Genomic DNA, 25,548 nt, shown 5'->3' on the forward strand with positions numbered 1-25,548 from the left:
TTGCAACGCAGCAGACCGCCCAAAGCAGGGATGCGCTGCCTGCGAGGGACTTGTTCAGCGTTGCCTTAGTCATGTCAGGCCGCTCGATCCGGCGAAGCGGTGGCGGGCCATCGGTACGACCTGCAGCCCCTTGGCATCGGCCATGAACTCGACCGGCACCAGCACGTTGCCGCGCGCGTCCTTGCCGGTCGCGCCGGCCACCTGGCTGACCAGGCCGAGCAGGCATTGCCAGGCGAAGGCCACCAGCGCGTCGCCCCAGACGGTGACAATCAGCTCGGGGCCGTAGGGCCGGCGGTGGGCGGCGGCGAACACCCCGCCGGGCTTGTTGGCCGAGCCGACCGCGAACGCGACCTGGACCAGCGCCGAGCCGGTCTGGTCGCAGCGCACCGGGATGAAGATGCCGACCAGGCCGTCGGTCATCTTGATGTCGACGCCGTTGATGCCGACCGCCAGCTCGCGGTCACCATCGACCCAGACGACCTCGGTGCGCTGGGTCGGGCGGTACAGGCCGGCGCCGCGCCGCGCAGCAACGCGCAGCAGCTCGACCGCCTGGCCTTGCTCGACGAACACCGTGTCGAAGACCTGGCCCTCTTGCAGCCGCTGCGGCGGCGGGGCCAGCCGCTTGGCGCGCCGCTCGGCGGCGATGAAACGCTCGAACTCCGGGGCGACGCTGTCGGCCATGGTGGTGCCCGTGGGGGTCAGTCGTCGTGCCGGTCGCGTCGGCCGCTGCTACGGCGCCGCCACGCGAGGTAGACGATGCCGGCGATCGGGATCGCGAACAGCATCAGCTCGAACAACCCGGACCCATCGTCGGGCGACCAGCCGAACAAACGCTCGATGAAGTCCATCAACCGGCTCCAGGCAAGGCGCGGGCAAACCACCCCCGATGCCGCGCCCCCGCAGGTGCGGCACTGGGTACTGCTCTTTGCTTTCCGAACGCGACCAACGCCGGGTTACCGCCCTCGCGGCGCCGGCCGGTGGGCCGTGGCGAGGGGGTCTCGGTCTGATGCTGACGGGCCGCCGGCTGTTGCGCCGGGGCCATCCGATCCAAGGCGCGACCGTACGCCTGGCAAGGGGCGCGCCCCATCCCTCAGGCTAGGGACGAACAAGGGCTTGTCAAGCCGCCATCGATGGGCGCTTCATCGCGAGCGCAGCGCGCGCGACAACATCAGCACCGGGATCAGGCCGACGGCGACGATCGCCAGCGAAGGCAGCGCGGCCTCGGCCAGGCGCTCGTCGCGCGCGAACTGGTAGGCCACCACCGCCAGCGTGTCGCTGCCGAAGGGGCGCAGCACCAGCGTCGCGGGCAGCTCCTTCATCGTGTCGACGAAGACCAGCAAGGCCGCGGCCACGGTCGTGCGGCCCAGCAGCGGCAGGTGCAGCTCGACGAAGGTGCGGCGCCGGCCGGCACCGAGCAGCCGCGCCGACTCGTCGATCGACGCCGGCACCCGGGCGTAGCCGGCCTGCACCGACTGCAGCGCGACCGCCGAGAAGCGCACCATGTACGCGTAGAGCAACCCGAAGACCGTGCCGGTGACCAACGCCGCGGCGCCCCACTGCGGCTGCCAGGCCTGCACCATGCCGGTCCACAGCAAGATGCCCACCGCCACCACGGCGCCCGGCACCGCGTAACCCAGCGACACGACCTGCGCCGCCGCACGCAGCCAGCGGGCACGGCGGCCGTGCGAGCGGCGCAGCGCAAAGGCCAGCAGCAGCGCGAACAGCACCGCCGCCAACGCCGCCGCAGTGGCCAGGCGGAAGCTGGCCCCCGCCCAGCCGACGAAGCGCGCCAGGTAGCCCGCTGCCAGCACCGGCGACGCGGGCGCACCGTCGTCGCCGCCACCAGACTCTTGCCACAGCAGCCGCACCAGCCAGGCCACCGGCAGCACGAAGCCCATCAGCACCGGCAGCCCGCAAACCAGCCAGGCCATCGCCTGGTGCACGCCGCGCAGTGCCTGTGGCCGCGAGGCGACGCTGCCGCTGTTCGCCGAGGGCCGGCTGGCGGCAAAGCGGATGCGCGCCTGCGCCCGCTGCTCGGCCCACAGCAGCAGCGCCACCACCACCAACAGCACGCTGGCCAGCTGGGCGGCGGCGATGTGGTCGTCCAGCACCAGCCAGGCCTTGTAGATGCCGGTCGTGAAGGTCGTCAGGCCGAAGTAGGCGCCCACGCCGTAGTCGGCCAGCGTCTCCATCAGCGCCAGCGCGACGCCAGCGGCCAAGGCCGGGCGGGCCATCGGCAAGGCCACCTCCAGCACCCGGCGGCGCAGCGGCGCGCCCAGCAGGCGGGCCGCTTCCATCATCGGGGCGGCCTGCTCGGCCAGCGCGGTGCGGGCCAGCAGGTAGACATACGGGTACAGGCAGGCCACGAACAGCCCCACCGCGCCACCCAGGCTGCGCACGTCGGGCCACAGCGCGCCCTTGGCACCGGTGAGCGCCCGCAGCCCGACCTGCAGCGGGCCGCTGTACTGCAGCGCATCGGTGTAGGCGTAGGCCAGCACATAGGCCGGCATCGCCAGCGGCAGCAGCAGCGCCCATTCGAAAAAGCGCCGGCCACGAAAGTCGAACAAGGTCACCGCGGCGGCGGTGGCGCCGCCGACCACCGCCACGCCCAGCGCCACTGCCAGCACCAGCACCAGCGATTGCTGCGCATAGCTCGGCAGCACCGTCTCGAACTGCTGCTGCAGCACTGCCAGCGAGTGGGCGTCGATCGCCACCCAGGCGCCCAGCACCCCCAGCACCGGCAGCGCCAACAGCAGCGCCAGCCCGACCAGCATCCCCCTCATGCCACGCCTTTCAAGGCCGCGCGGGCCAAGCACAGCGCCGGGCGAATTGACGTGGAGCAAATACGAACGATGCTCATTTTCATTGCGCCAGTATGATAAGCGTCATGTTTTTGCAGTTGGATCGGGTCAGCGTGGCCTATGGCCGCAACGGCCATGGCAAGGCCGCGGTCGAGGCAGCGTCGCTGTCGCTGAGCCGCGGACAGATCGGCGTGCTGATCGGCCCGTCCGGCTGCGGCAAGACCTCGCTGCTGCGCGCGGTGGCCGGGCTCGAGCGCCTGGCCGGCGGCGCGGTGCGGCTGGACGGCCAACTGCTCAGCGACCACGACAGCGGGCTGCATGTCGCCCCCGAGGACCGCGGCATCGGCATGGTCTTCCAGGACTACGCGCTGTTCCCCCACCTGAGCGTGGCCGACAACATCGGCTTCGGCCTGGCGCACCTGCCGCGCGGCGAGCGCGAGGCCCGCGTGACCGAGATGCTGGACCTGGTCGGCCTGGGCCATGCGGCCAAGCGGGCGCCGCACCAGTTGTCCGGCGGCCAGCAGCAGCGCATTGCGCTGGCCCGGGCCCTGGCCCGCCGGCCGCGGCTGCTGCTGCTGGACGAACCCTTCTCGAGCCTGGACGTGGACCTGCGCGAGCGCCTGGCGCAAGACGTGCGCGCGATCCTGAAGCAGATCGACGCGACCGCGCTGTTCGTCACCCACGACCAGCTGGAGGCGTTTGCGATCGGCGACCTGATCGGCGTGATGCAGCGCGGCCGGCTGGAGCAGTGGGACGACGCCTACGCGCTGTACCACCGGCCCGCCACCCGCTTTGTCGCCGGTTTCATCGGCCACGGTGTCTTCACGCCCGGCCAGATCGTGGCGCTGCCCGAGGGCCCGCGCGTGCGCACGCCCCTGGGCGACCTGAACGACGCCGACGAATGCCCGTTGCCCGACGCCTACCCGCGCGGCGAATGCGACGTGCTGCTGCGGGCCGACGACATCGTCCACGACGACGACGCGCCGGTGAAGGCGCGGATCGAACGCAAGGCTTTTCGCGGCTCAGAATTTCTTTACACGCTGCGCCTGGCCAGCGGCGAACAGGTGCTGGCGCACGTGCCGTCGCACCACGACCATCAGTTGGGCGAGTGGATCGGCATCCGGCCGCAGGTCGACCACGTGGTCACGTTCCCCCGGGAAACCTAGCTTTTTCACCCCTTTTCCGGGCCTCGGGCGAGCGGGTTTTCCCGCGCCTCGAAACGTGTCGACTTGTGAGTGCCCGCTGACGACATTTGCCACGTCGTTCAAGCAACTTTTCAGATTTCGGGGAACTCACCGAAACCTCGTAGACCTATACTGGGCTGGCATGCGTTCGCGAGCGTTTCAAAGCGAGACAAGATGGGTGCAAAACTGAAAGTAGCGGGTCTTCTGACCCTCGGAGCCGTGGCGGGTGCATTGACGACGATGCAACTCACAGCCATCGCGCGAAATACCTATTCGCCGATCCCGCTGGAAGAGATGCAGCAGTTGGCGCGCGCCTTCGACATCCTGAAAAGCGACTATGTCGAGCCGGTCGACGAGAAAAAGCTGATCAACGATGCGTTGTCCGGCATGGTCTCGGGGCTCGACCCGCACTCGCAGTTCTTCGACAAGAAGAGCTTCAAGGAATTCCGCGAATCGACCACCGGCAAGTTTGTCGGCGTCGGCATCGAGATCGGCATGGAAGACGGCGTCGTCAAGGTCGTCTCCCCGATCGAAGGCTCACCCGCCTTCCGGGCCGGCATCAAGTCGGGCGACCTGATCACCAAGATCGACGACACGCCGGTCAAGGGCCTGGGCATGGAACAGGCCGTCAAGCGCATGCGCGGCGACCCCAACACCAAGGTCATGCTGACGGTGTTCCGCAAGCTCGAGAACCGCAGCTTCCCGGTCACGATCACGCGTGAAGAGATCCGCGTGCAAAGCGTGCGCGCCAAGCTGATCGAGCCGGGCTACGCCTGGCTGCGCGTGACCCAGTTCCAGGAACGCACGATCGAAGACTTCAGCCGCAAGCTCGAAGAGCTGTACAAGCAAGACCCGAACATCAAGGGCCTGGTGCTCGACCTGCGCAACGACCCGGGCGGCCTGCTCGAAGGCGCGGTGGCCCTGTCGGCCGCCTTCTTGCCGAACGACGCGGTGGTCGTCAGCACCAACGGCCAGATCGCCGACTCGAAGTTCACCTACCATGCGTCGCCCGACAACTACATGCGCCGCGGCGGCGTCGACCCGCTGAAGAAGCTGCCCGCCGCGATCAAGACCGTGCCGATGGTGGTGCTGGTCAACGAGGGCTCGGCCTCGGCCAGCGAGATCGTCGCCGGTGCGCTGCAAGACCATCACCGCGCCGTCGTGATGGGCGCGCAGACCTTCGGCAAGGGCTCGGTGCAGACGATTCGCCCGCTGTCGGCCGACACCGCGCTGAAGATCACCACCGCGCGCTACTACACGCCGAGCGGCCGCTCGATCCAGGCCAAGGGCATCGTGCCCGACGTGTGGCTCGACGAAACCGCCGAAGGCAATGTCTTCGCGGCGCTGCGCATGCGCGAGGCCGACCTCGACAAGCACCTGGTCAACGGCGAAGAGAAGAACGAAGCCCGCGAGAAGGCGCGCGAAGAAGCGCGCAAGAAGCTCGAAGAGCAGGCCGAGAAGATCAAGGACGGCACGATCAAGCCCTTGCCCGAGTTCGGCAGCGGCGAAGACTTCCAGCTGTCGCAGGCGCTGAACCGCTTGAAGAACCGCCCGGTGATGGTCAGCAAGACCATGACCGAGCGCCCGCTGGACACCGACGCCGAGCACTGACCCTCGCTCGTCCCAACCCCAACGCCGCCGGCCCGCCAGGGCCCGCGGCGTTTGTTCTTTTCGGCCGCCCACGCCCGCGGGCCGGCCGCCCTGCGTATCCTTGAGCCATGACGGACGACGACCTGCTGCGCTATTCGCGCCACATCCTGCTCGACGAGATCGGCATCGAGGGCCAGGCCCGGCTGCAGGCCGGCCACGCGCTGGTCATCGGTGCCGGGGGCCTGGGCTCGCCGGTGGCGCTGTACCTGGGCACCGCCGGCGTCGGCCGCATCACGCTGGTCGACCATGACCAGGTCGACCTGACCAACCTGCAGCGCCAGATCGCCCACAACATGGCGCGCGTGGGCACGCCCAAGGCCGAGTCGGCCCGCACCGCGATGCTGGCGATCAACCCGACGCTCGACGTGCGCACCGTGTGCCAGCGGGCCGACGCCGCGCTGCTGGACACACTGGTGGCCGAGGCCGACGTGGTGCTCGACTGCAGCGACAACTTCGCCACGCGCCAGGCGGTCAACGCGGCCTGCGTCGCGCAGGCCAAGCCGCTGGTGGCGGGCGCGGCGATCGGCTTCGATGGCCAGATCTCGGTCTACGACACGCGCCAGCCCGGCGCCCCGTGCTACGCCTGCCTGTTCCCGCCCGACGCGACCACCGAAGAAGCCCGCTGCGCACTGATGGGCGTCTTCGCGCCACTGGTCGGCATCATCGGCACGATGCAGGCGGCCGAGGCGCTGAAGCTGCTCGCCGGTGTCGGCGAATCACTCGCCGGCCGGCTGCTGATGCTCGACGCCCGCACGATGCGGTGGGACGAGATCCGGCTGGCGCGCCAGGCCGACTGCCCCGTCTGCCAGCAGGCCCATCACACGGCCTGACGACGGCACCGAGGCCCGGGCTGCGCACAACGGCGCGCCAGCGCCTGGGCCTGGTGCACGCCGGTGCCCCGGCGCGGTGCAGCGGGAGTAAGCTCCCTCCCCCTTCTGCTTTTCCCACCGCTTGATGGACAAGCCCATCGACCTGACCGCCCGCAACTTTCCGAGCGCCGAAGAAGAAGCGCAGGCGCTGACCACGCCGGCGCGCTACGACGGCCCCGAAAGCGCCTACCGGCTGGCGTTCACCGACACCGACTTCCTGGTTCGGCCCGAACTGCGCCCAGTGCGCATGCAACTGGAGCTGCTGAAGCCCGAGCTGGTGCAGCAGGAACAAGGCATCCGCAGCACCGTGGTGATCTTCGGCAGCGCGCGCATCGCGCCGCGCGACGTGGCCGAGCACCGGCTGGCCGATGCCCAGGCCGTCGGCGACGCGGCCGCGGTACGCCGCGCCGAGATGCAGGTGTCGATGAGCCGCTTCTACGAAGAAGCACGTCGCTTCGCGACCATCGTCACCGAGCGCTCACGCCGGCTGGCGCGGCCGATCTACGTCTGCACCGGCGGCGGGCCGGGCATCATGGAAGCCGGCAACCGCGGCGCGCACGAGATCGGTGGCAAAAGCATCGGCCTGAACATCGTGCTGCCGCACGAGCAGGCGCCGAACCCGTACATCACGCCGGAGCTGTGCTTCCAGTTCCACTACTTCGCGCTGCGCAAGATGCACTTCCTGATGCGCTCGGTCGCGCTGGTGTGCTTCCCGGGCGGCTTCGGCACGCTCGACGAGCTGTTCGAGGCGATGACGCTGATGCAGACCGGCAAGTGCCGGCGCCGGCCCATCCTGATGTTCGGGCGCGAGTTCTGGACGCGGCTGATCGACTTCGAGTACCTGATCGAGACCGGCATGATCAGCCCGGGCGACGAAAAGCTGTTCCGCTTTGTCGAAACCGCCGACGAAGCCTGGGACGTGCTGGCGCAAGACTACGGGCTCGACGCCGGCGAAGACGGGAACGGTGACTACGCGGGCGGCATCTAACCGCTCTTGGCCGCCGAAAATCCGGCCGACAGGTCCATCGGACGCATACATCTCCGCCAGGAACACCGGACAATACGCCCCCATGCTGAAAAAAGTCTCCCTCATCGGCGCGCCGACCGACATCGGCGCTGGCGCGCGCGGCGCCAGCATGGGCCCCGAAGCCATGCGCGTGGCCAACATCGGCCCCATCCTCGAAGGCCACGGCCTCGAGGTGCTGGATCGCGGCAACCTGATCGGCCCGTCCAACCCCTGGCAACCGCCGACCGACGGCTACCGCCACCTGCCCGAGGTGGTCACCTGGAACCGCCTGGTGCACGACGCGGTGCATGCCGAGCTGGCCGATGGGCGCCTGCCCATCCTGCTGGGCGGCGACCACTGCCTGGGCCTGGGCTCGATCAGCGCGGTGGCCCGCCACTGCCGCGAGGCCGGCAAGAAGCTGCGCATCCTCTGGCTGGACGCGCACGCCGACTTCAACACCAACCAGCTCACGCCCAGCGGCAACATCCACGGCATGCCGGTGGCCTGCCTGTGCGGCCACGGCCCCCAAGAGCTGATCGAGATCGGTGGCCAGGTGCCGGCGATCAACCCGAAGTGGATCCGCCAGATCGGCATCCGCTCGGTCGACCCGGGCGAGAAGCGCCTGGTGCATGAGGTGGGCCTCGAGGTCTACGACATGCGCTACATCGACGAGATGGGCATGCGCCACACGATGGAGCTGGCGCTGGCGACGATGGACGTCAACACCCACCTGCACGTCAGCTTCGATGTCGACTTCCTCGACCCCGACATCGCCCCCGGTGTCGGCACCACCATCCCCGGCGGCCCGACCTACCGCGAAGCTCAGCTGTGCATGGAGATGATTGCCGACACCGGCCGCCTCGCCAGCCTGGACGTGATGGAGCTGAACCCGGCGCTGGACGTGCGCAACAAGACCGCCGAGATCGCGGTCGACCTGATCGAGAGCCTGTTCGGCAAGAGCACGCTGATGCGCAAGTAAGGCGCGGCGCCGGCCGGGATGGCCGCGCGCCCCGTTCTGGGGCGGTGCCGATCGCAGCCCGCGGGTAAGCCCGCAGCCCTGGCGTTCAAAGGTAACACCTGCTCACCACTGACAACGGTGCAGCAGGAATGGGCGTTGCCCCTGCTGGTGAGAATGTCATCAGCTCTCTACTTTGGCCCGCCATGCGCTCCTACTTTTCCGCCCTGATGTTGTCGATGCTCGGTTTTCTGGCGTCCTGCGGGGGCGGCGGAAAGGCCGCCGAGTCGTTCGAGCTGTTCAAGGGCGCTGTCTACCAGGCCACCGAGGTGCGTGAATTCAACGACCTGGCCTACTCGACCCGGCCCAACTGGAACGGCGCGCAGTACACCTCGGACCGCCGCAAGGCGCAGGAGGTGGGCAGCGACCGGCTGACGCTGCTGATGGACGTGTGGGTGCCGCCGAACGCCACCGCCACCACGCCGATGCCGCTGGTGATCTTCGTCCACGGCGGCGGCTATACGCAGGGCGGCAAGGAAGACCGTGCCGACGACGCCACCGGCTACGCCCGCGCCGGCTTCGTCACCGCTTCGATCAACTACCGGCTGACGCCCGACAACACCGACAGCGCCGAGCAGCGCACCGCGGCCATCGTGCAGGCCTCGGACGACCTGCTGAACGCCGTGCGCTACCTGAAGGTCAACGCCGCCACCTACCACATCGACACCTCGCGCATCGCGATCGTTGGCACATCGGCCGGCGGCGGCCTGGCGCTGGTCGGCGCGATCGAAGGCGACCCCGATGTGCTGGCCGGCACCTCGTCCGACTTCCCGGGCATCTCGTCGCACGTGGCGGCCGTGGTGTCGACCGGCGCCACCTTGATCGACCCGATGTTCGATTCCGACCCGCTGCTGCACTACGATCGCAACGACGCACCGGTGCTGCTGTTCCACACGACCCCGCAAGACCAGACCACCGGCGCGACCTGGGACGGCAACGTGGTGCCGACCAAGCAGCGCATCGACGCATCCGGCAACAGCTGCACCACGATCCCGACCCCGGACGCGCCGCACACCGTGCCCTTGGGGCTCGACAGCAAATGGTGGCCGACCGTTCGCGACTTCCTCTGGGCCCAGCTGAGCCTGTCCGTCCTCTGAGCCTGCACCGGCTCGCGCGGCGCGCGGGCCGTTGGCTGGCCGGCGCCGCCGTCTGCCTGGCGGCCCTGCCCTCGCCGGCCGCCACCTTGCGCGTGGCGACCGGGTTCGACCCGCAGTCGATGGACCCGCACGCGCTGGCGCTGCTGTACCACTCGCGGGTCGTCTACCAGATCTACGAATCGCTGGTCGGCCGCGACGCCAACATGAAGCTCGAGCCCGCGCTCGCGCTGAGCTGGAGCCAACCCAACCCGACCACCTGGCGCTTCAAGCTGCGCCCCGACGTCAAGTTCCACGACGGCACCCCGTTCACCGCCGACGACGTGGTGTTCTCGGTCGAGCGCGCGCTGACGCCGCCGTCGCAACGCGGCTTTCAGCTGCAAGGCGTCACCGGCGCCAAGGTGGTCGACCCGCTGACGGTGGACCTGCTGCTGTCGGCGCCCGACGCGGTGCTGCCAGAGAAGCTGCAGTACTGGTGCATCATGAGTCGGGCCTGGGCGCAGAAACACGGCGTCGAGAAGCCGCAGGACTTCAACGGCAAGCAGGAAACCTTTGCCGTGCGCAACGCCAACGGCACCGGGCCGTTCCGGCTCGACCGGTACGAGCCGGACGTGAAGGTGGTGCTGAAGGCCAACCCACAGTGGTGGGGCCGCGGCGACAAGCGCAACGGCAATCTCGACGAGGTCAGCTTCGTGCCGATCCGCTCCGATGCCACGCGGCTCGCGGCGCTGGCCTCGGGCGAGATCGACCTGGTGCTGGACCCGCCGTTCCAGGACATCGAACGCCTGAAGCGCGACGACCGCCTGAAGCTCGCGCAGACGGTGGACATCGGCCAGCAGTACCTGACCTTCGACCAGGCCAGCGACGAGCTCGAAGGCAGCGACGTGAAGGGCCGCAACCCGTTCAAGGACCTGCGCGTCAGGCGCGCCGTCTACCAGGCGCTGAACGTCGACCTGATCGTCGCCAAGGTGCTGCGCGGGCAAGGCCATTCGACGGGCGCTTTTCTGTCGCCACTGCTCGACGGCTCGCCGCCCGAGCTGGACAAGCGCCTGCCCTACGACCCCGCCAAGGCCCGCGCGCTGCTGGCCGAGGCCGGCTACCCCAACGGCTTTTCGGTCACGCTCGACTGCGTGAACATCGCCTACCGCGAAAACGCCTGCCAGGCCGCCACCGCGATGCTGACCCAGGTCGGCATTCGCGCCACGCTGCGCTCATCGCCGACCAACCAGTTCTTCCCCAAGCTGAGCCAGGCCAGCGCCAGCTTCATCGAGTTCGGCTTCACGCCGCAGCCTGATGCCTGGTCGACGCTGAACGCGCTGTTCCACAGCAAAGGCGCCGGCACAGGCACCGGCACCTTCAACGCCGGCCGCTACAGCAACCCCAAGCTCGACACGCTGATCGACAACATCCGCACCGAACCCGACCTGACCCGCCGCCGCGCCCAAATCGGCGTCGCACTGCGCCTGATCGGCGACGACCTGCCGTTCATCCCGCTCTACCGCCGCACGCTGACCTGGGCGATGGCCAAGAAGGTCAGCCTGGTGCAGTGGGCCAACGACACGGTGGAGCTGCGCTGGGTCAGTGTGAAGTAGCCGAAGGGGCAGGCTCGCACGGCCCATGGTGCTGGCGAAAGTCTCGCGGCCGGATCGCACCCAGCTGCGCATGCAAGCCGCGCCGGGCACGGCGGGCGTTCATCTCTTCGTCGGCGTAAGGCCCCGGGTCGTTGCGAAAGTGGTCGCTCCAGGCGTGGCCGTCTTGCACCAGGCGGGCGCCGATGTCGTGGTGGGCCACCGAGATGCGGGCCAGGGTGCGGCCCCAGCTGTCGCGGCCGAAGGTTTCGATCTGCAGCTCTTGCCGGTCGACCAGCTTCGCCAGCGCATCACGCGCGGCGACGCCGCCGGCCTGGCAGATCTCGGGCGCGTCCATGCCTTGCAGGCGCAGCTTGATCGGCTTGCCGCCGTCGGCGAACCGCACCCACAGCGTGTCGCCGTCGCTGATGCGCGTGGCCTGGCCGGTCGTCGCGGCCCACGGTGCGCTGACAAAGGCGGTAAGCAGCCCAGCGGCGACGAGCCACCTCATGGCCCGGTGAAGAAGGCGCGGTACAGCGCCCACACCAGCAGCCCGAGCAGCGCCAGCCACACCAGCGCGATCAGCAAGGCGCCCCACCACAGCTTCGGCAGCCGCTCGGCGTGGATCTCGGCCTCGCGCATGCAGCCGGCCCACAACGGCGCCGGCACCAGCTTGACGACCAGCGCCACGCCGAGCGGGATCAGCACGATGTCGTCGAGCTGGCCAAGGATGGGGATGAAGTCCGGGATCAGGTCGATCGGGCTCAGCGCGTAGGCCAGCACGCCCCACGCGACCACCTTCGCGCCGCGCGGTGTCTCGCGGTGGCGGGCCAGCTTCCACAGCGCGATCAGGTAGGTCGCCAGGCGGGTGGTCGGCGCGAGGCGCCAGGCTTTGCCGAACAGGCTCATGGAATGGATCGGTGGCCGTTCATGACGACGATGGCGGCGGATTGTAGGCAGGCCCCTTCGGCGCCGCGCGGGCACCGCGGGGCCGGGGCGGCGCGGGCGGCGGCGCCTCGAGCCGCTGTTCGGATTCAGCCAGCAGGCGCGCCAGCCGGTCTTTCATCTTCTCGTTGCTCAGGCGCTCGCGAAAGCGCTCGACCATCAAGGGCAGCGCAAACGGGCTCGGCACCTGCAGCTCGGACCAGAGCACGCGCCGCGCCGACAGGTCCCGCAGCACCTCGCGCAGACGACTCAGCTCCAGCTCCTGCGACAGCGCCTCTTGCTCGGCCTGGCCGAGCAGGCGGTTGCCGGCGTCGTACTTGCGAAACACCTCGTAGAACAGCGACGACGAGGCCTGCAGCTGGCGCGCGCCCTTGTTCGCGCCCGGGTAGCCGGTGAACACCAGGCCGGCGACACGGGCGATCTCGCGAAAGCGGCGCTGCGCCAGCTCGCGTGCGTTCAGGCTGGCGAGCACGTCGTCGAGCAGATGCTCGGTCGTGAAGGCCTGGTCGGCCTCCAGCGCCTCGGTGCTGATCGGCTTGGCGCCGAGCAGCTCGAAGCCGAGGTCGTTGAAGGCCAGCGAATAGGTGTTGGGCTCGTCACGCGCCAGGCGCCAGGCCAGCAGGCCCGCCAGGCCGAGGTGCACATGCCGGCCGGCGAACGGGTAGACGAACAGGTGGTGGCCTTCGCGCGAGCGGTAGCGCTCGACCAGCAACGTGCCCGGCTGGGGCAGGCGCGACAGCCTGCGCTGAGCATCCAGCATCGGCCCGGCGGCGCGCAGCTCGGGGCTGTCCAGGACCAGGCTGCCGCCGGGGCCCGAACCGGCGCGCTCGACCACCGTGCGGACCGCGTCGGACATCTCGGTCGAGAACGCCATGCGCGCGCCGTTCCACACCACCACGCGGCCCTTGGGCTTGGTGGCCGTGCGCACGAAGGCCGTCATCTCTTTGGTGCGCACGTATTCGAGCACCCGGCCCGCAAAGACGAAGCAGTCGCCAGCCGACAGCCGCGCGATGAAGCTCTCTTCGATCGTGCCCAGCGTGCCGCCCGACACCCAGGCGACCTTCATCGCGCTGTCGCCGACGATGGTGCCGATCTGCAGCCTGTGGCGCTGGGCAATGCCGCGGTCCGGGACCCGGTAGCGGCCCGCCCCCGGCCGCGCTGCGTCCGCCCCCCGTGGGGGCTCGGCGCCGCCTAGGAGCGGCCCGTCGCCGGCGCCGGCGCCCTCTTCGGCCACCCACTGCACGCGGTGGTACTCGGGGTAGGCGTGCAGGCTCTCGCCACCACGTTCGACGAAGGCCAAGGCCCAGTCGAACTCGTCGCGCGTCAGGTCGCGGTAGGCGCGCGCCCGGCGCACCTCGTCGAACATCTCGTCGGCCGTGAAGCCGCCGCCAAGCGCCACCGTGACCAGATGCTGCACCAGCACGTCCAGTGGCTTGTCGGGCGAATCCCGCCGTTCCACCCGGCCAGCCAGCGCCGCTTCGCGCGCCGCCGCGGCTTCGACCAGCTCCAGCGTGTGGGTCGGCACCACCGTCACACGGCTCGGTCGCCCCGGGGCATGGCCCGATCGACCGGCGCGCTGCAACAGCCGTGCAATGCCCTTGGCCGAGCCGATCTGCAGCACCCGCTCGACCGGCAGGAAATCGACCCCCAAGTCGAGCGACGAGGTCGCGACCACCGCCTTCAGCGTGCCGGCCTTCAGCCCGGCCTCGACCCACTCGCGCACCGCCTTGTCGAGCGAGCCGTGGTGCAACGCGATCGAGCCGGCCCAATCGGGCCGCGCTTCGAGCAACAGCTGGTACCAGATCTCGGCCTGCGAGCGCACGTTGGTGAAGATCAGCGTGGTGCCGGGGCTGTTCTCGATCTCGCGCACCACCGCCGGCTGCATCTGCGCGCCCAGGTGGCCGCCCCAGGTGAAGCGGCCGGGTTCGTCGGGCAGCAAGGTGTCGATGAGCAGCGTCTTGTCGATGCGGCCTTGCACCAAGCGGCCGCCGTCGTGGCCCAGCAGCGTACCCATCGCCTCGCACAGGTTGCCCAGCGTGGCCGACAGGCCCCACACCACCAGGCCCGGGTTCCAGCGCGCCAGCCGCGCCAGCGCGAGCTGCACCTGCACCCCACGCTTGCCGCCGATCAGCTCGTGCCACTCGTCGACGATCACCGTGTGCACCTGGCCCAGCTCGGCCTCGGCGTTGGCGCGCGTCAACATCAGGCTCAGCGACTCGGGCGTGGTGACCAGCACCGTGGGCCAGCGCCTGTCTTGCCGGGCCCGCTCGGCAGACGGCGTGTCGCCGCTGCGCAGGCCGAGCGTCGCGCGCGGCCGCAGGTCTGCCAGCGGGGCCTGCAGCGCGCGCAGCGTGTCGGCCGCCAGGGCGCGCATCGGCGTGATCCACAGCACCGACAAGGGCGGCGCCGCCGAGGCCCTGGATTCGGCGATGCGCGCGATCGCGCCGAAGGCCACCGCGTAGGTCTTGCCGGCGCCGGTGGTGGCGTGCAGCAGGCCACTCTCGCCGCGGCCCATCGCCGCCCAGACCTCGCGCTGGAACGCGAACGCTTGCCAGCCGCGGCCGGCGAACCAGGCCTCGGCGGTGCGCTGCTCAGCCATCGTTCGGCAAGGCGCTGACGATCCAGCCTTCCAGCGCATCCAGCGAGGCTGGCAAGCCCCAGCCCGGCTGCGCGCTGGCCCAACCGGCCTGCAGCAGGCACAGCACCGCGTCGAGCTTGTCGCCGCTCGCATCGGCCACCAGCGCATCACGCTGCGCATGGCTCAGCCTCAGCCGCAAACCCAGGCGCGTGCGGCCTTGCTCCAGCGCGTCGATCATGTCCTTGCGGGCGATCAGCCGCTCGGGCGTCTGCTTGGCCTTGTCGTCGCTCTTGTACGAGCGTGCGCCGACGAGCTCACGCGCCAGCAGGCCGGGGTAGGCCTCCAGCGCCACGCGGTCGGCGTCGCCTTCGTGCAGGCCGGGCAGGTGCACCCCAGCCTCGATCAGCCGGGGCACGCCGGCATGCAGCATGAAAGCCACCGGCGGGTTGACCCACTTCATGCTCGGCGACGAACCGGCCGGGCCGTCGCAGGCGCGGTGGGCAAACTTGGCTCCGGCCGGTCGTGCGGCACAAAAGGCGGCAAAAGTGTCGCGGATCTGTTCGCGGCTCAGGGCCCCGTAGTGCTGCATCAAGGCCCGCCAGTCGGTCGGCCAGCCCAGGTGCTCGACCAGCTCGCGCGGCAGGCCGAACGGCAGATCGAAGCCGCCGACCCAGGGCCCCGGCGTGCGCAACAGCCGCTCGAACTGATCGAGGCTGGTCACGGCCTCGATCGCCTCCAGCCGCAGCACCGCGCCGGCCCGCCGGCCCCAGGCCGCGACGATGGGCTTGGCGGCTCGCGGCGCGCTCGAAAAATCGACGCCGAGCAGCCGCGGCGAGGTGGGTGCGTCATCGACGCGAGAAGAGGTCGGCATGTTGCGTTGGATTCTCGCCGGCCCCTCGCGGGCGGGTGCGGGTGCGGTCATCGCGGCCGACAATCACGCCCATGCCTGCTCGCCGAAAGTACCTTCTCGCCCTGGTGGCGCTGCTGCTGATCGCGGCCGTCGCCGGGGCCTACCACGTGGCCCTGCAACGCCTGCAGGGTGTGTTGCTGCAATCGCTGGGCCCGCGCGCCAGCGTCGGCGCCATCGAGCTCGGCTGGTCGGGCCTGACCGTGCGCGACCTGCATGTGGGCGCCGGGCCGGGCTGGCCGGCCGACGAAGAGTTGCACGCCGCCCGCGTGCGCGTGCGGCCCGACCTGGCCAGTGCGTTCGGCCGCGCGTGGCGGGTGCAGCGGGTCGAGATCGACGGGGCCCGCATCGTGCTGCTGCGCGGTCGCGATGGGCGGCTGGGCGTGCTGCCGTCGGTGTTGGGCGAGACACGCAAGACACCGCCCGCGCCGGCAGCCTCGGCGGCCAGCGCCGCCTCGCCGACGCGCGTGCTGATCGACCACCTGGTGTTGAACCAGGTGCAGGTCGACCTGTACGACGCCAGCCTGCCGGGCCAACGCGCGCCGCACCGCGTGCAACTGGCCGACCTGAACGCCCAGCTCGACCACCTGGCCGCGCCGACCTTCGACGAGCCGATGGCGATCACGCTGCAGGCCCTGTTCAAGGGCCCGACACAGGACGGCAAGCTGCAGATCGACGGCGAGCTGACACCGGCCACGCGCGAAGCCGACCTGAAGATCCGGCTCGACGGCGCCGACCTGCTGGCGCTGCAGCCCTACCTGCTGAAGGCGGTGGACGGTGGCATCAAGCATGGCCTGCTGGACTTGTCGGTCGATGCGCGGGTGCATCAACAGCGGCTGCACGCGCCGGGGCAGGTGGTGCTGACGGGCCTGCAACTGGCCAACGGCCCCGGCGTGATGGACCGTTTTGCCGGCATGTCGCGCCAGGCCGTGCTGGCGGGGCTGGAGCGCAAGGGCCGCATCGAGATGAAGTTCACCCTTGAGGGCCGGCTGGACGACCCGTCGTTCTCGATCAACGACAGCCTGGCCAAACGCTTCGCCAGCGGGCTGGCCGAATCACTGGGGGTCAGCCTGTCCGGTGTCGTCGAGGGCGTGGGCGACATGGTCAAGGGGCTGTTCGGGCGCTGAGGCGGGCGCCTGCCCTGCGCCTCAGCCCGGCGTGGTCAGGTAGACCCGGGTCATGCGCACCATCTCGCGCGTGGCCTGCTTGATCGACACGCCGGGCGGCCGCTCGAAGACCACCGCGTGCACCAGCCCGTGCAGCGCATGCATCAGCAGGTAGACCGCCAGGCGAGGGTCCGGCACGCGCACCTCGCCCGGGTAGCGCGCCAGCAGCGCGCGGATCTGCGCGCTGATCTTGGCCTCGGTCTCGACGTGGTCGTCCAGCACGTCCAGTCCGGAGAGCTGCGTTTCGAGCACGCGGTGCAGGCCGGCCTCGACCCGGTGCGCCTCGACGACGCCTTCGATCAGCAGGCTCAACGCCGCTTCGAAGCCCAGGCCCTCGCTGTCGGCCAGCGCCTGCTCGACGACCTGGTTCATCTCGCGCGCATGGCGCTCGTGCAGCGCGGCGATCAGGGCGTCCTTGTTCGGGTAGTACTGGTACAGCGAGCCAACGCTGACACCAGCCCGCTCGGCCACCAGGTTGGTGTTGGTGGCCGCATACCCGCGCTCGACCAAAACGCGAGCCGCGGCGTCCAGAATCGCCGTGACGGTGGCCTGCGAACGCGCCTGGCGGGGTGATTTGCGGGGGCTGATCGTGGGCGTGACCATGGTTTCGGTGGACTACGGAAATGCGAGTTGGAAATGTGAGCAGAAGCTCGCATAGTCTGGGGCAAGCGCTGCGGCGCGTCAAACCCACCCCCGATTCCTGCCCGAGCCGATGACCTCACGCCCCTACACCGTCTTCATGCTGCTCAAGGCTACCGCCGCGTGGCTGGCCCTGAGCGCCGACCAGCGCACCGCGATCTACGATGGCGCGTTGCTCAAGGTCTTCAACCGTTTCCCCGAAGTGCGGCTGCGCTTCTTCGACGCCAGCGCCTTTCACGGCCGCTGCTCGGACGTGCTGGTCTGGGAGACGAGCGACATGCCCGAATACCGCAACGCGGTCGACGCGCTGCGGTGCGACGACCTGCTGGCCCAACCGTATTTCGACGTGCTGGACGTGATCCCCAGCATGGCCGACGGTGGCCGCGAGCCGGGCAGCAGCGCGTTGCCGGCCTGGGCCTGAAGGCGCACCGCGCCGCCGGGGCGCGTCAGCGCGGGATCAGGTCGCAGGCGCGCTTGACCACCTGCAGCAGCTGGTCCAGCTCGACCGGCTTGGTCAGGTGCTCGTCGAACCCGGCCTCGCGGGTGCGCTCGCGGTCGCTGCGCTGGCCGTAGCCGGTGACCGCCACGATGCACATCGGCTGGTCCATCGTCTGCCGCAGCAGGCGGATGATCTCGAACCCGTCCTGGCCTGGGATGCTCAGGTCCAGCAGCACCAGCGTCGGGCTGATCTTCTGCGCCAGCTGCAGCGCGTGCTCGGCGTTGTAGGCGCCATAGGCTTCGTGGCCGAGCTGTTCGAGCAGCGTCACCATCGAATCGGCCGAGTCGCGGTTGTCGTCGACCACCAGCACCCGCAGGTAGTTCACCCGCGGCGCCGGTGCTGCCAAGCCGCCGGCCGCGGCCGACGCGGACGGCTGGCACGGCAACACCAGCTCGAACATGGCGCCGCAGCCGCGCCCCTCGCTGTGCGCGACCAGGCTGCCGCCGTGCAGCTCGGCCATCGTGCGGGCCAGCGTCAGGCCGATGCCCAGGCTGCTTTCCGACGGGTCGCGCGCCACGCCAGGCTCTTGCTCGAACAGGCCGAAGATGCGCTGCAGCGCCTCGGGCGCCACGCCCTGGCCGTTGTCGCGCACGCGGGTGATGCAGCGCGCGCCGTCGACCGCCGTGCTGATCGACACCTGGCCGCCGGGCGGTGTGTAGCGCGCCGCGTTGATCAGCAGGTTCTGCAGCAGCTGCGCGAGCCGCGTCGCATCGCCGTGCACCTGGATGTGCCTCGGCGCGTCGACCTGCAGCTGGTGGCGCTTGGCGGCCATCAGCGGTCGCACCGCATCGACGCTGGCCAGCACGATCTCGCGCAGGTCGAGGTCTTCCTTGCGCAGCGACAGCTTGCCGGTGGCGATGCGGCCGACATCGAGCAGGTCGTCGACCAGGCGCGTCAGGTGCAGCGCCTGCCGATCGACCATCTCGCCCATCTTCTGCACCAGCTCGGGCAGCCCCGGCTGCATCTTGATCACGCTGACGGCGTTGCGGATCGGCGCCAGCGGGTTGCGCAATTCGTGCGCCAGCATCGCGATGAACTCGTTCATGCTGCGGCTGGCCTGCTCGAGCTCGAGCAGCCGGCGCTGCTGCGACAGGTCACGCGTGACCTTGGCAAAGCCGCGGTGAACACCCTCGGTGCCCCAGACCGGCGTGATGATGACGTTGGCCCAGTAGGCGCTGCCGTCCTTGCGCACGCGCTGGCCCTCGATCTCGGCCCGGCCGGTGGCCAGCGCCTGCGCCAGCTCGGCCGCGGGCTTGCCGGCCGCCGCGTCTTCGTCGGTGAAGAACATCGAGAAGTGGCGCGCAAGCACCTCGCTCGCCGTGTAGCCGGTGATGGCCGCGGCGCCGCTGTTCCAGGTCAGCACGTGGCCGTCCGGGTCGAGCATGAACAGCGCGTAGTCCTTGACGCCTTCGACCAACAGCCGGAACTGCTCTTCGCTGCGCCGCAGCACCTCGTCTTGCAGGCGGCGCTCGGTCAGGTCGCGGGTGACCTTGGCGAAGCCCTTCAGCTGGCCACTGCTGTCGTGCAAGGCCGTGATGACCACGCTGGCCCAGAAGCGCGTGCCGTCCTTGCGCAGGCGCCAGCCTTCGTCTTCGATGCGGCCCTGCAGGGCGGCGCGCCGCAGCTCTTCGCGCGGCCAGCCGGATTCGACCCTGTCGGCCGGGTAGAAGCGCTCGAACGACTGGCCGATGATCTCGGACGGGAGGTAGCCCTTGATGCGCTGGGCACCGGCATTCCAGCTGATCACCCGGCCATCGGGGTCGAGCATGAAGATCGCGTAGTCGGTGACGCTGTCGACCAGCAGGCGAAAACCCTCGTCGGACGCCTGCGGCACCGGTGCGGCAGACGGTGAATGGGCGGCCGAAGCAGAAGGGCTGGCGGGTCTCAAACGGTGGCCTTGCGATCAATGAGGTCGAGTGTCGCCGCAGATGCAAGGTCTGACCGAGAGCAACCACGCGCAGCCAACGAGATGGCAATCGCCGTGCCTGACCACCGCCCGCCCGCGCCACCCACCTGCGCCACCCAGCCGCTCGAGGCCCACCCACTTGAGGATTGTTGAGTGCGGCATCGGCCGGCCCGGCAGCGGGCGCTGCTACGGTTCGCCGCGTCCAGAACAACGTCAAGGAGACCCCCATGCACCCCGCCCTGCCCCGCTCTTCGTCTTGGCCCCTGCTGTCGCGCGCGGCCGCCGCCGCCCTGTTGGCCACCGCCGCCGCCGCCCAGGCCGCGCCGGTGTGGGTGTCGATGGACGAGGCGGCCTACCAGTTGCTGCAGTCCCAGCACATCGCCCACGCCGATGCCGAGCGCCACCCGCTGCCCGCAACCGCCGGCCAGCAGGCCCGGCCGGGCCAAGAGGCGCTGGTGATCCTGCGCGCCGACGACAACGACCTGTCGCGCCTGTCGCTGGCGGCACACGCTGCGCTGCACCGCTGCGGCGGCTTCATGGTCCACGCCTCACGCGAAGAGGCACGCGACAGCGTGGCCGCGGCGGAGCGCCATCTGCGCGGTGAGCCCGCGGCGGCGCGGGCCACGGTGCCCGACTACCGGCTGAACGACCAGGCCACGGTCAACCCGCTGCTGCCACAGCTGAAAGAGAGCGAGATCCTCGCGACGATCAGCCACCTGCAGTCTTACGCCAACCGCTACTACCGGCACGACGTGGGGGCCCGCGCCTCGAACGAGCTGGCGGACACCTGGCGTGCGCTGGCCGCCGGCCGCAGTGACGTGACAGTCAGCCAGGTCGCGCACAAGGGCTTCGTCCAGAAGTCGGTGATCCTCGAGATCCGCGGCACGGTGGCGCCGAACGAGATCGTCGTGATCGGCGGCCACCTCGACTCGATCTCGCCGCAGGCCGTGGTTCGCCCCGGTGGCCGGGCGCCCGGCGCCGACGACGACGCATCGGGCATCGCGACGCTGCAAGAAACGATGCGCGTGCTGCTGCAAAGCGGCTACCGGCCCGAGCGCACGCTGCATTTCATCGGCTACGCCGGCGAAGAGGCGGGCCTGCTCGGCTCGAAAGACATCGCCAGGGCCTACGCGGCCCAGGGCCGCAACGTGGTCGGCGCGCTGCAGCTCGACATGACGGACTACCAAGGCTCCAGCAGCGACATCACGCTGATCAGCGACTACACCAACACCACGCAAGACGACTTCGTCGCCGCGCTCGCCGCCGGCTACCTGCCCGAGCTGACGGTGGTGCGCGACATCTGCGGCTACGCCTGCTCGGACCATGCGTCGTGGACGGCCAACGGCTACGCCGCGTCGTTCCCGTTCGAGGCCGCGTTCGGTGAGGACAACCCGCACATCCACACCACGAAGGACAAGCTGACCCAACTGGGCAATTCGGCCGCGCATGCGCTGAAATTCGCCCGCCTGGCGCTGGCCTATGCGGTCGAGCTGGGCAGCGACCACGGCCCGGCGGCGCAGTAAGCCGCAGTCAGCCCCACCCGGCGGCGGGGTGATCCGGCCGGTTCGGAGGGCTTTTTCCCGCCCCTGGCGCGCCGGCATTTCCCGCACGGTGGCGCCGGGGCGGCATCACTGGGACAATAGCGGGTTGGCGCCGCCCGGCGCCTGGTCCGCTGGCGCATGCTTTCCAGCGGCGCTCACCGCCCCCACCCGTGACGACCACCACCGCCCCTGCGCGCCCCACCGCGCCCGTTGCCAAGCCGAAGACGGCGCCCGCCGCCAAGCCGCTGACGGCCTACCGCCCCTACTGGGCCAAGCGCTTCGGCACCGCGCCGTTCCTGCCGATGAGCCGCGCCGAGATGGACAAGCTCGGCTGGGATTCGTGCGACATCATCATCGTCACCGGCGACGCCTATGTCGACCACCCCAGCTTCGGCATGGCGGTGATCGGCCGCACGCTCGAGGCGCAAGGTTTTCGCGTGGGCATCATCGCCCAGCCCGACTGGCAGTCGGCCGACCCGTTCAAGGTGCTGGGCAAGCCGAACCTGTTCTTCGGCGTGACCGCCGGCAACATGGACTCGATGATCAACCGGTACACCGCCGACCGGAAGATCCGCAGCGACGACGCCTACACGCCCGGCAACGTCGGCGGCAAGCGCCCCGACCGCGCCTCGCTCGTCTACGCCCAGCGCTGCAAAGAGGCCTTCAACGACGTGCCGATCGTGCTCGGCGGCATCGAAGGCTCGCTGCGCCGCATCGCCCACTACGACTACTGGCAGGACAAGGTCCGCCGCTCGGTGCTGATCGACTCCAAGGCCGACCTGCTGGTCTACGGCAATGCCGAGCGCGCCATCGTCGAGATCGCCCACCGCCTGGCCGCGCGCGAGCCGATCGCCCAGATCACCGACATCCGCGGCACCGCCTTCATCCGCCGCCACGACGACCCCACGGCCGCCGGCTGGTTCGAGGTCGACTCGACCGAGGTCGACCTGCCTGGGCGCATCGACGCCCACATCAACCCGTACCAGACGACCAGCGAGCAGGCCGAGGCACAAGGCACGACCTGCTCGAAAGAACAAGGCGGTGACGCACCGGCCGCCCAGACCGCCGAACCGGCCGTCAAGCCGATCACCTTCGTGCGCAACACCACCGGCCGCGTGGCGCTGCCGCCGCGCGAGAAGACGGTGGTCCGCCTGCCCAGCTACGAGCAGGTCAAGAGCGACCCGGTGCTCTACGCCCACGCCAACCGTGTGCTGCACCTGGAGACCAACCCCGGCAACGCCCGCGCGCTGGTGCAGCGCCACGGCGAAGGCAAGACCGCACGCGAGGTCTGGATCAACCCGCCACCGATCCCGCTGACCACGGCCGAGATGGACCACGTGTTCGACCTGCCCTACGCCCGCTCGCCGCACCCGGCCTATGCGGACGAGAAAGGCGGCCACGACGGCGCGACCAAGATCCCCGCGTGGGAGATGATCCGCTTCAGCGTGAACATCATGCGCGGCTGCTTCGGCGGCTGCACCTTCTGCTCGATCACCGAGCACGAGGGCCGCATCATCCAGAGCCGCAGCGAAGACTCGGTGATCCGCGAGATCGAGGAGATGCGCGACAAGGTCAAGGGCTTCACCGGCGTCGTCTCCGACCTCGGCGGCCCCACGGCCAACATGTACCGCATTGGCTGCAAGAGCCCGGCGATCGAAGCCGCCTGCCGCAAGCCGAGCTGCGTGTACCCCGGCATCTGCCCGAACCTGAACACCGACCACGGCCCGCTGATCAAGATGTACCGGCGTGCCCGCGCGCTGAAGGGCGTCAAGAAGATCCTGATCGGCTCGGGCCTGCGCTACGACCTGGCGGTGCAGTCGCCCGAGTACGTGAAAGAGCTGGTGCAGCACCACGTGGGCGGCTACCTGAAGATCGCGCCCGAGCACACCGAGGGCGGGCCGCTGAGCAAGATGATGAAGCCCGGCATCGGCAGCTACGACAAGTTCAAGGCGATGTTCGACAAGTACAGCGCCGAGGCCGGGAAAGAGCAGTTCCTGATCCCCTACTTCATCGCCGCCCACCCGGGCACCAGCGATGAAGACATGATGAACCTGGCGCTCTGGTTGAAGCGCAACGGCTTTCGCGCCGACCAGGTGCAGACCTTCTACCCCAGCCCGATGGCCACCGCGACCGCGATGTACCACAGCGGCCGCAACCCGCTGAAGGGCGTGCACCGCGACCCCAAGCGCGGCGGCGAGATGGTCGACGTGGTGCGCGGCGAGCGCCGCCGCCGCCTGCACAAGGCCTTCCTGCGCTACCACGACCCAAACAACTGGCCGCTGCTGCGCGAAGCGCTGAAAGACATGGGCCGCGCCGACCTGATCGGCAACGGCAAGCACCACCTGATCCCGACCTGGCAACCCGCCACCGACGGCAGCTACCAGACCGCGCGGCGCAGCAACTCGACCCCCACGCCGTGCGCCAAGAAGGGCGTGGCGCTGAAGACCACGCAGCCGGTCAAAGGGCGGATCCTGACCCAGCACACCGGGCTGCCGCCGCGGGACAACGGTGGGCGGCCCGCCAGGCCGGGCACGCCCGCCCGGCCCGCCGCTGCGGCGCGCAAGACGCGCGTGCGCTGAGCGCGAGCGGCGTCAGGCTGCCCGCACCGCAAACTGCCGCCGATAGGTCACCGGGCTCACGCCGGTGACCAGGCGGAAATGCCGGCGGAAGGATTCTTCGGAACCGAAGCCAGTGCGCTCGGCGATGTCGGCCATCGGGCGGCGTGAACTCTCGAGCAGCTCGCGCGCGGCGGCCACGCGCTCGCGCGTGACCCACTCCAGCGGCGTCAAGCCCGCCGTCTCCTGGAACTGCCGCTGCAGCGTGCGCACGCTCATCGCCGCGCGCTTGGCCATCGAGGCGGGCGTGTGCGGCTGCGCAGGGTGCGCGCGCACCCAGTCCATCAGGCGCGACAGGCGCGCGGCCTCGTCCACCGGCATCGGCCGCGGCACGAACTGCGCCTGGTCGCCCACCCGGTGCGGCGCGATCACCAGGCGTTGCGCGACCTGGTTGGCGATCTTCGCGCCGTGGTCGCGCCGCACCAGGTGCAGCAGCATGTCCAGCCCCGCGGCCGAGCCGGCCGAGGTGAGGATGTCGCCCTCGTCGACGTAGAGCGCGTTGGTGCGCACGTCGATCGCCGGGTGGCGCTCGCGCAGCTTGTCGGCATAACGCCAATGCGTGGTGGCAGCCTTGCCGTCCAGCAGGCCTGTGGCGGCCAGCACGAACACGCCCGAGCAGATGCTGGCCAGCCGCGCGCCGCGGGCATGGGCGCGGCGCAGCGCGCGCAGCAGCGCCTCGGGTGGCGCCTCGTCGGCATCCCGCCAGCCGGGCACGACGATCGTATCGGCCTTGGACAGCATCGCCAGCCCATGCGGCGCCACCACCTGGATGCCGCCAGCCGCGCGCACCGGCCCACGCTCGGCCGCGCAGACGGCGAAGCGGTACCAGTCGACACCGAGCTCCGGCCGCGCGAGCGAGAACATCTCGACCACACAACCGAACTCGAATGTGCACAGGCCGTCGTAGGCCAGCGCGGCGACCAGGTGGTCCTTCATGGCGTGATCTTACCGGTCGGCGTCGCTGCGGCCACTGTTGCCAGGGCCGCATCGTTTCGACAATGGCTTCATCCACCCACCGAAATGGAGAGCCCCATGACCACCGCCGTGACCGCCACCACCCCTGCCGCATCACCCGACGCGCTGGCCCACTTCGAATCTGCGCTGCGCTTCGAGACCGACTGCTGGGACGTGCACGACGCGCTATCGCGTGGCGCCGATTTCGTGCTGCTGGATGTGCGCAGCCCCGAGCTGTACGCCCGCGGCCATGTGCCCGGCGCGATCAACCTGCCGCACGGCAAGATCGTCGAGAGCAGGCTGGCCAGCTACCCGGCCGACACGATATTCATCACCTACTGCGCCGGCCCGCACTGCAACGGCGGCCACCGCGGCGCCATTCGGCTCGCCAAGCTCGGCCGGCCGGTCAAGCTGATGATCGGTGGCATCACCGGCTGGCTGGACGAGGGCTTTGCGCTGGCCACGGGCAGCGATGCCGGTTCGGTGCACACGGCGCACTCGGCGCAGGCCGCCATCGCCAGTTGAACCCCGCTGCGGTTGGCCGCGCCGCGCGGCCCACGCGACCGAGTGGTTGCAGCTGACGCGGGCGTTGGCTGAATTCGGAAGTTATG

At 70.0% G+C, this 25,548-nt stretch carries 22 protein-coding genes; 12 read left to right on the forward strand and 10 right to left on the reverse strand.

Translation table 11 applies throughout. The features are described 5' to 3' along the window. Positions 1 to 69: 69 nt before the first annotated feature. From ACE3SG_RS16305 to ACE3SG_RS16315, 3 genes are all read right to left on the reverse strand, one after another. Positions 70 to 681: a hypothetical protein gene (locus ACE3SG_RS16305; protein WP_374566694.1), complete on the reverse strand. Its 612-nt coding sequence runs from the start codon at positions 679 to 681 to the stop codon at positions 70 to 72. Between the two features lie 17 nt (positions 682 to 698). After that, complete coding sequence (locus ACE3SG_RS16310) at positions 699 to 848, reverse strand: hypothetical protein (protein WP_374566695.1); 150 nt, start codon at positions 846 to 848, stop codon at positions 699 to 701. Positions 849 to 1,139: 291 nt separating this feature from the next. Continuing rightward, positions 1,140 to 2,783, reverse strand: a complete 1,644-nt coding sequence (locus tag ACE3SG_RS16315; RefSeq protein ID WP_374566697.1) for an ABC transporter permease — start codon at positions 2,781 to 2,783, stop codon at positions 1,140 to 1,142. Positions 2,784 to 2,887: 104 nt separating this feature from the next. Here ACE3SG_RS16315 and ACE3SG_RS16320 point away from each other — a divergent pair, with 104 nt between their 5' ends. The 7 genes from ACE3SG_RS16320 (at position 2,888) to ACE3SG_RS16350 (ending at position 11,211) form a co-directional block, all read left to right on the forward strand. After that, a complete protein-coding gene (locus ACE3SG_RS16320) occupies positions 2,888 to 3,967 on the forward strand; it encodes an ABC transporter ATP-binding protein (RefSeq protein WP_374566699.1) in 1,080 nt (359 codons plus the stop codon). A gap of 192 nt (positions 3,968 to 4,159) precedes the next feature. Beyond that, on the forward strand, positions 4,160 to 5,596 hold the full coding sequence (locus ACE3SG_RS16325; RefSeq protein ID WP_374566701.1) for a S41 family peptidase: 1,437 nt from the start codon (positions 4,160 to 4,162) through the stop codon (positions 5,594 to 5,596). Between the two features lie 107 nt (positions 5,597 to 5,703). Next, complete coding sequence (locus tag ACE3SG_RS16330; RefSeq protein WP_374566703.1) at positions 5,704 to 6,465, forward strand: ThiF family adenylyltransferase; 762 nt, start codon at positions 5,704 to 5,706, stop codon at positions 6,463 to 6,465. A gap of 124 nt (positions 6,466 to 6,589) precedes the next feature. Then, complete coding sequence (locus ACE3SG_RS16335) at positions 6,590 to 7,492, forward strand: LOG family protein (protein ID WP_374566705.1); 903 nt, start codon at positions 6,590 to 6,592, stop codon at positions 7,490 to 7,492. Positions 7,493 to 7,574: 82 nt separating this feature from the next. Then, positions 7,575 to 8,489 (forward strand): arginase, encoded by a 915-nt coding sequence (gene rocF / locus ACE3SG_RS16340; RefSeq protein WP_374566707.1) that lies wholly within the window; start codon positions 7,575 to 7,577, stop codon positions 8,487 to 8,489. A gap of 206 nt (positions 8,490 to 8,695) precedes the next feature. Next, positions 8,696 to 9,622: an alpha/beta hydrolase fold domain-containing protein gene (locus tag ACE3SG_RS16345; RefSeq protein ID WP_374566708.1), complete on the forward strand. Its 927-nt coding sequence runs from the start codon at positions 8,696 to 8,698 to the stop codon at positions 9,620 to 9,622. Between the two features lie 92 nt (positions 9,623 to 9,714). Beyond that, a complete protein-coding gene (locus ACE3SG_RS16350) occupies positions 9,715 to 11,211 on the forward strand; it encodes an ABC transporter substrate-binding protein (protein ID WP_374567029.1) in 1,497 nt (498 codons plus the stop codon). On the opposite strand, the gene ACE3SG_RS16355 is transcribed toward ACE3SG_RS16350, so the two are convergent. The 4 genes from ACE3SG_RS16355 to ACE3SG_RS16370 are packed head-to-tail and all read right to left on the reverse strand — an operon-like array spanning position 11,198 to position 15,581. Then, entirely contained in the window at positions 11,198 to 11,698 is a 501-nt protein-coding gene (locus ACE3SG_RS16355; protein ID WP_374566710.1) for a thermonuclease family protein, read from the reverse strand. The genes ACE3SG_RS16350 and ACE3SG_RS16355 overlap by 14 nt on opposite strands. Then, positions 11,695 to 12,096, reverse strand: coding sequence for a YkvA family protein (locus tag ACE3SG_RS16360; RefSeq protein ID WP_374566712.1), 402 nt, complete (start codon positions 12,094 to 12,096; stop codon positions 11,695 to 11,697). Before ACE3SG_RS16360 ends, ACE3SG_RS16355 begins: the two co-directional genes overlap by 4 nt. A gap of 19 nt (positions 12,097 to 12,115) precedes the next feature. Then, complete coding sequence (locus ACE3SG_RS16365; protein ID WP_374566714.1) at positions 12,116 to 14,731, reverse strand: ligase-associated DNA damage response DEXH box helicase; 2,616 nt, start codon at positions 14,729 to 14,731, stop codon at positions 12,116 to 12,118. Then, entirely contained in the window at positions 14,724 to 15,581 is an 858-nt protein-coding gene (locus ACE3SG_RS16370; protein WP_374566716.1) for a DUF429 domain-containing protein, read from the reverse strand. The genes ACE3SG_RS16365 and ACE3SG_RS16370 overlap by 8 nt, the downstream gene beginning before the upstream one ends. A gap of 71 nt (positions 15,582 to 15,652) precedes the next feature. On the opposite strand from ACE3SG_RS16370, the gene ACE3SG_RS16375 reads away from it, so the two are divergent. After that, positions 15,653 to 16,744 carry a DUF748 domain-containing protein gene (locus ACE3SG_RS16375; RefSeq protein ID WP_374566718.1) on the forward strand — a complete coding sequence of 364 codons (1,092 nt, stop codon included), beginning with the start codon at positions 15,653 to 15,655 and terminating at the stop codon, positions 16,742 to 16,744. Between the two features lie 21 nt (positions 16,745 to 16,765). On the opposite strand, the gene ACE3SG_RS16380 is transcribed toward ACE3SG_RS16375, so the two are convergent. Beyond that, a complete protein-coding gene (locus tag ACE3SG_RS16380; RefSeq protein ID WP_374566720.1) occupies positions 16,766 to 17,386 on the reverse strand; it encodes a TetR/AcrR family transcriptional regulator in 621 nt (206 codons plus the stop codon). A gap of 109 nt (positions 17,387 to 17,495) precedes the next feature. Here ACE3SG_RS16380 and ACE3SG_RS16385 point away from each other — a divergent pair, with 109 nt between their 5' ends. Continuing rightward, the gene (locus ACE3SG_RS16385; protein ID WP_374566722.1) at positions 17,496 to 17,843 is read left to right on the forward strand and encodes a darcynin family protein; all 348 of its coding nucleotides are present in this window, start codon (positions 17,496 to 17,498) and stop codon (positions 17,841 to 17,843) included. Between the two features lie 25 nt (positions 17,844 to 17,868). Here ACE3SG_RS16385 and ACE3SG_RS16390 read toward each other — a convergent pair whose 3' ends face one another. Continuing rightward, the gene (locus ACE3SG_RS16390) at positions 17,869 to 19,755 is read right to left on the reverse strand and encodes a PAS domain S-box protein (protein ID WP_374566724.1); all 1,887 of its coding nucleotides are present in this window, start codon (positions 19,753 to 19,755) and stop codon (positions 17,869 to 17,871) included. A gap of 299 nt (positions 19,756 to 20,054) precedes the next feature. On the opposite strand from ACE3SG_RS16390, the gene ACE3SG_RS16395 reads away from it, so the two are divergent. After that, positions 20,055 to 21,350 (forward strand): M20/M25/M40 family metallo-hydrolase, encoded by a 1,296-nt coding sequence (locus tag ACE3SG_RS16395; RefSeq protein ID WP_374566726.1) that lies wholly within the window; start codon positions 20,055 to 20,057, stop codon positions 21,348 to 21,350. A 188-nt stretch (positions 21,351 to 21,538) separates the two neighbouring features. After that, positions 21,539 to 23,947 (forward strand): YgiQ family radical SAM protein, encoded by a 2,409-nt coding sequence (locus ACE3SG_RS16400; RefSeq protein WP_374566728.1) that lies wholly within the window; start codon positions 21,539 to 21,541, stop codon positions 23,945 to 23,947. A 12-nt stretch (positions 23,948 to 23,959) separates the two neighbouring features. Here ACE3SG_RS16400 and ftrA read toward each other — a convergent pair whose 3' ends face one another. Continuing rightward, the gene (ftrA, locus tag ACE3SG_RS16405) at positions 23,960 to 24,919 is read right to left on the reverse strand and encodes a transcriptional regulator FtrA (protein WP_374566730.1); all 960 of its coding nucleotides are present in this window, start codon (positions 24,917 to 24,919) and stop codon (positions 23,960 to 23,962) included. Positions 24,920 to 25,015: 96 nt separating this feature from the next. On the opposite strand from ftrA, the gene ACE3SG_RS16410 reads away from it, so the two are divergent. After that, entirely contained in the window at positions 25,016 to 25,462 is a 447-nt protein-coding gene (locus ACE3SG_RS16410) for a rhodanese-like domain-containing protein (RefSeq protein WP_374566732.1), read from the forward strand. The last annotated feature ends 86 nt before the right edge of the window (positions 25,463 to 25,548 follow it).

The sequence above is a fragment of the Ideonella sp. genome (assembly GCF_041914305.1).
Lineage (GTDB): Bacteria > Pseudomonadota > Gammaproteobacteria > Burkholderiales > Burkholderiaceae_C > Ideonella.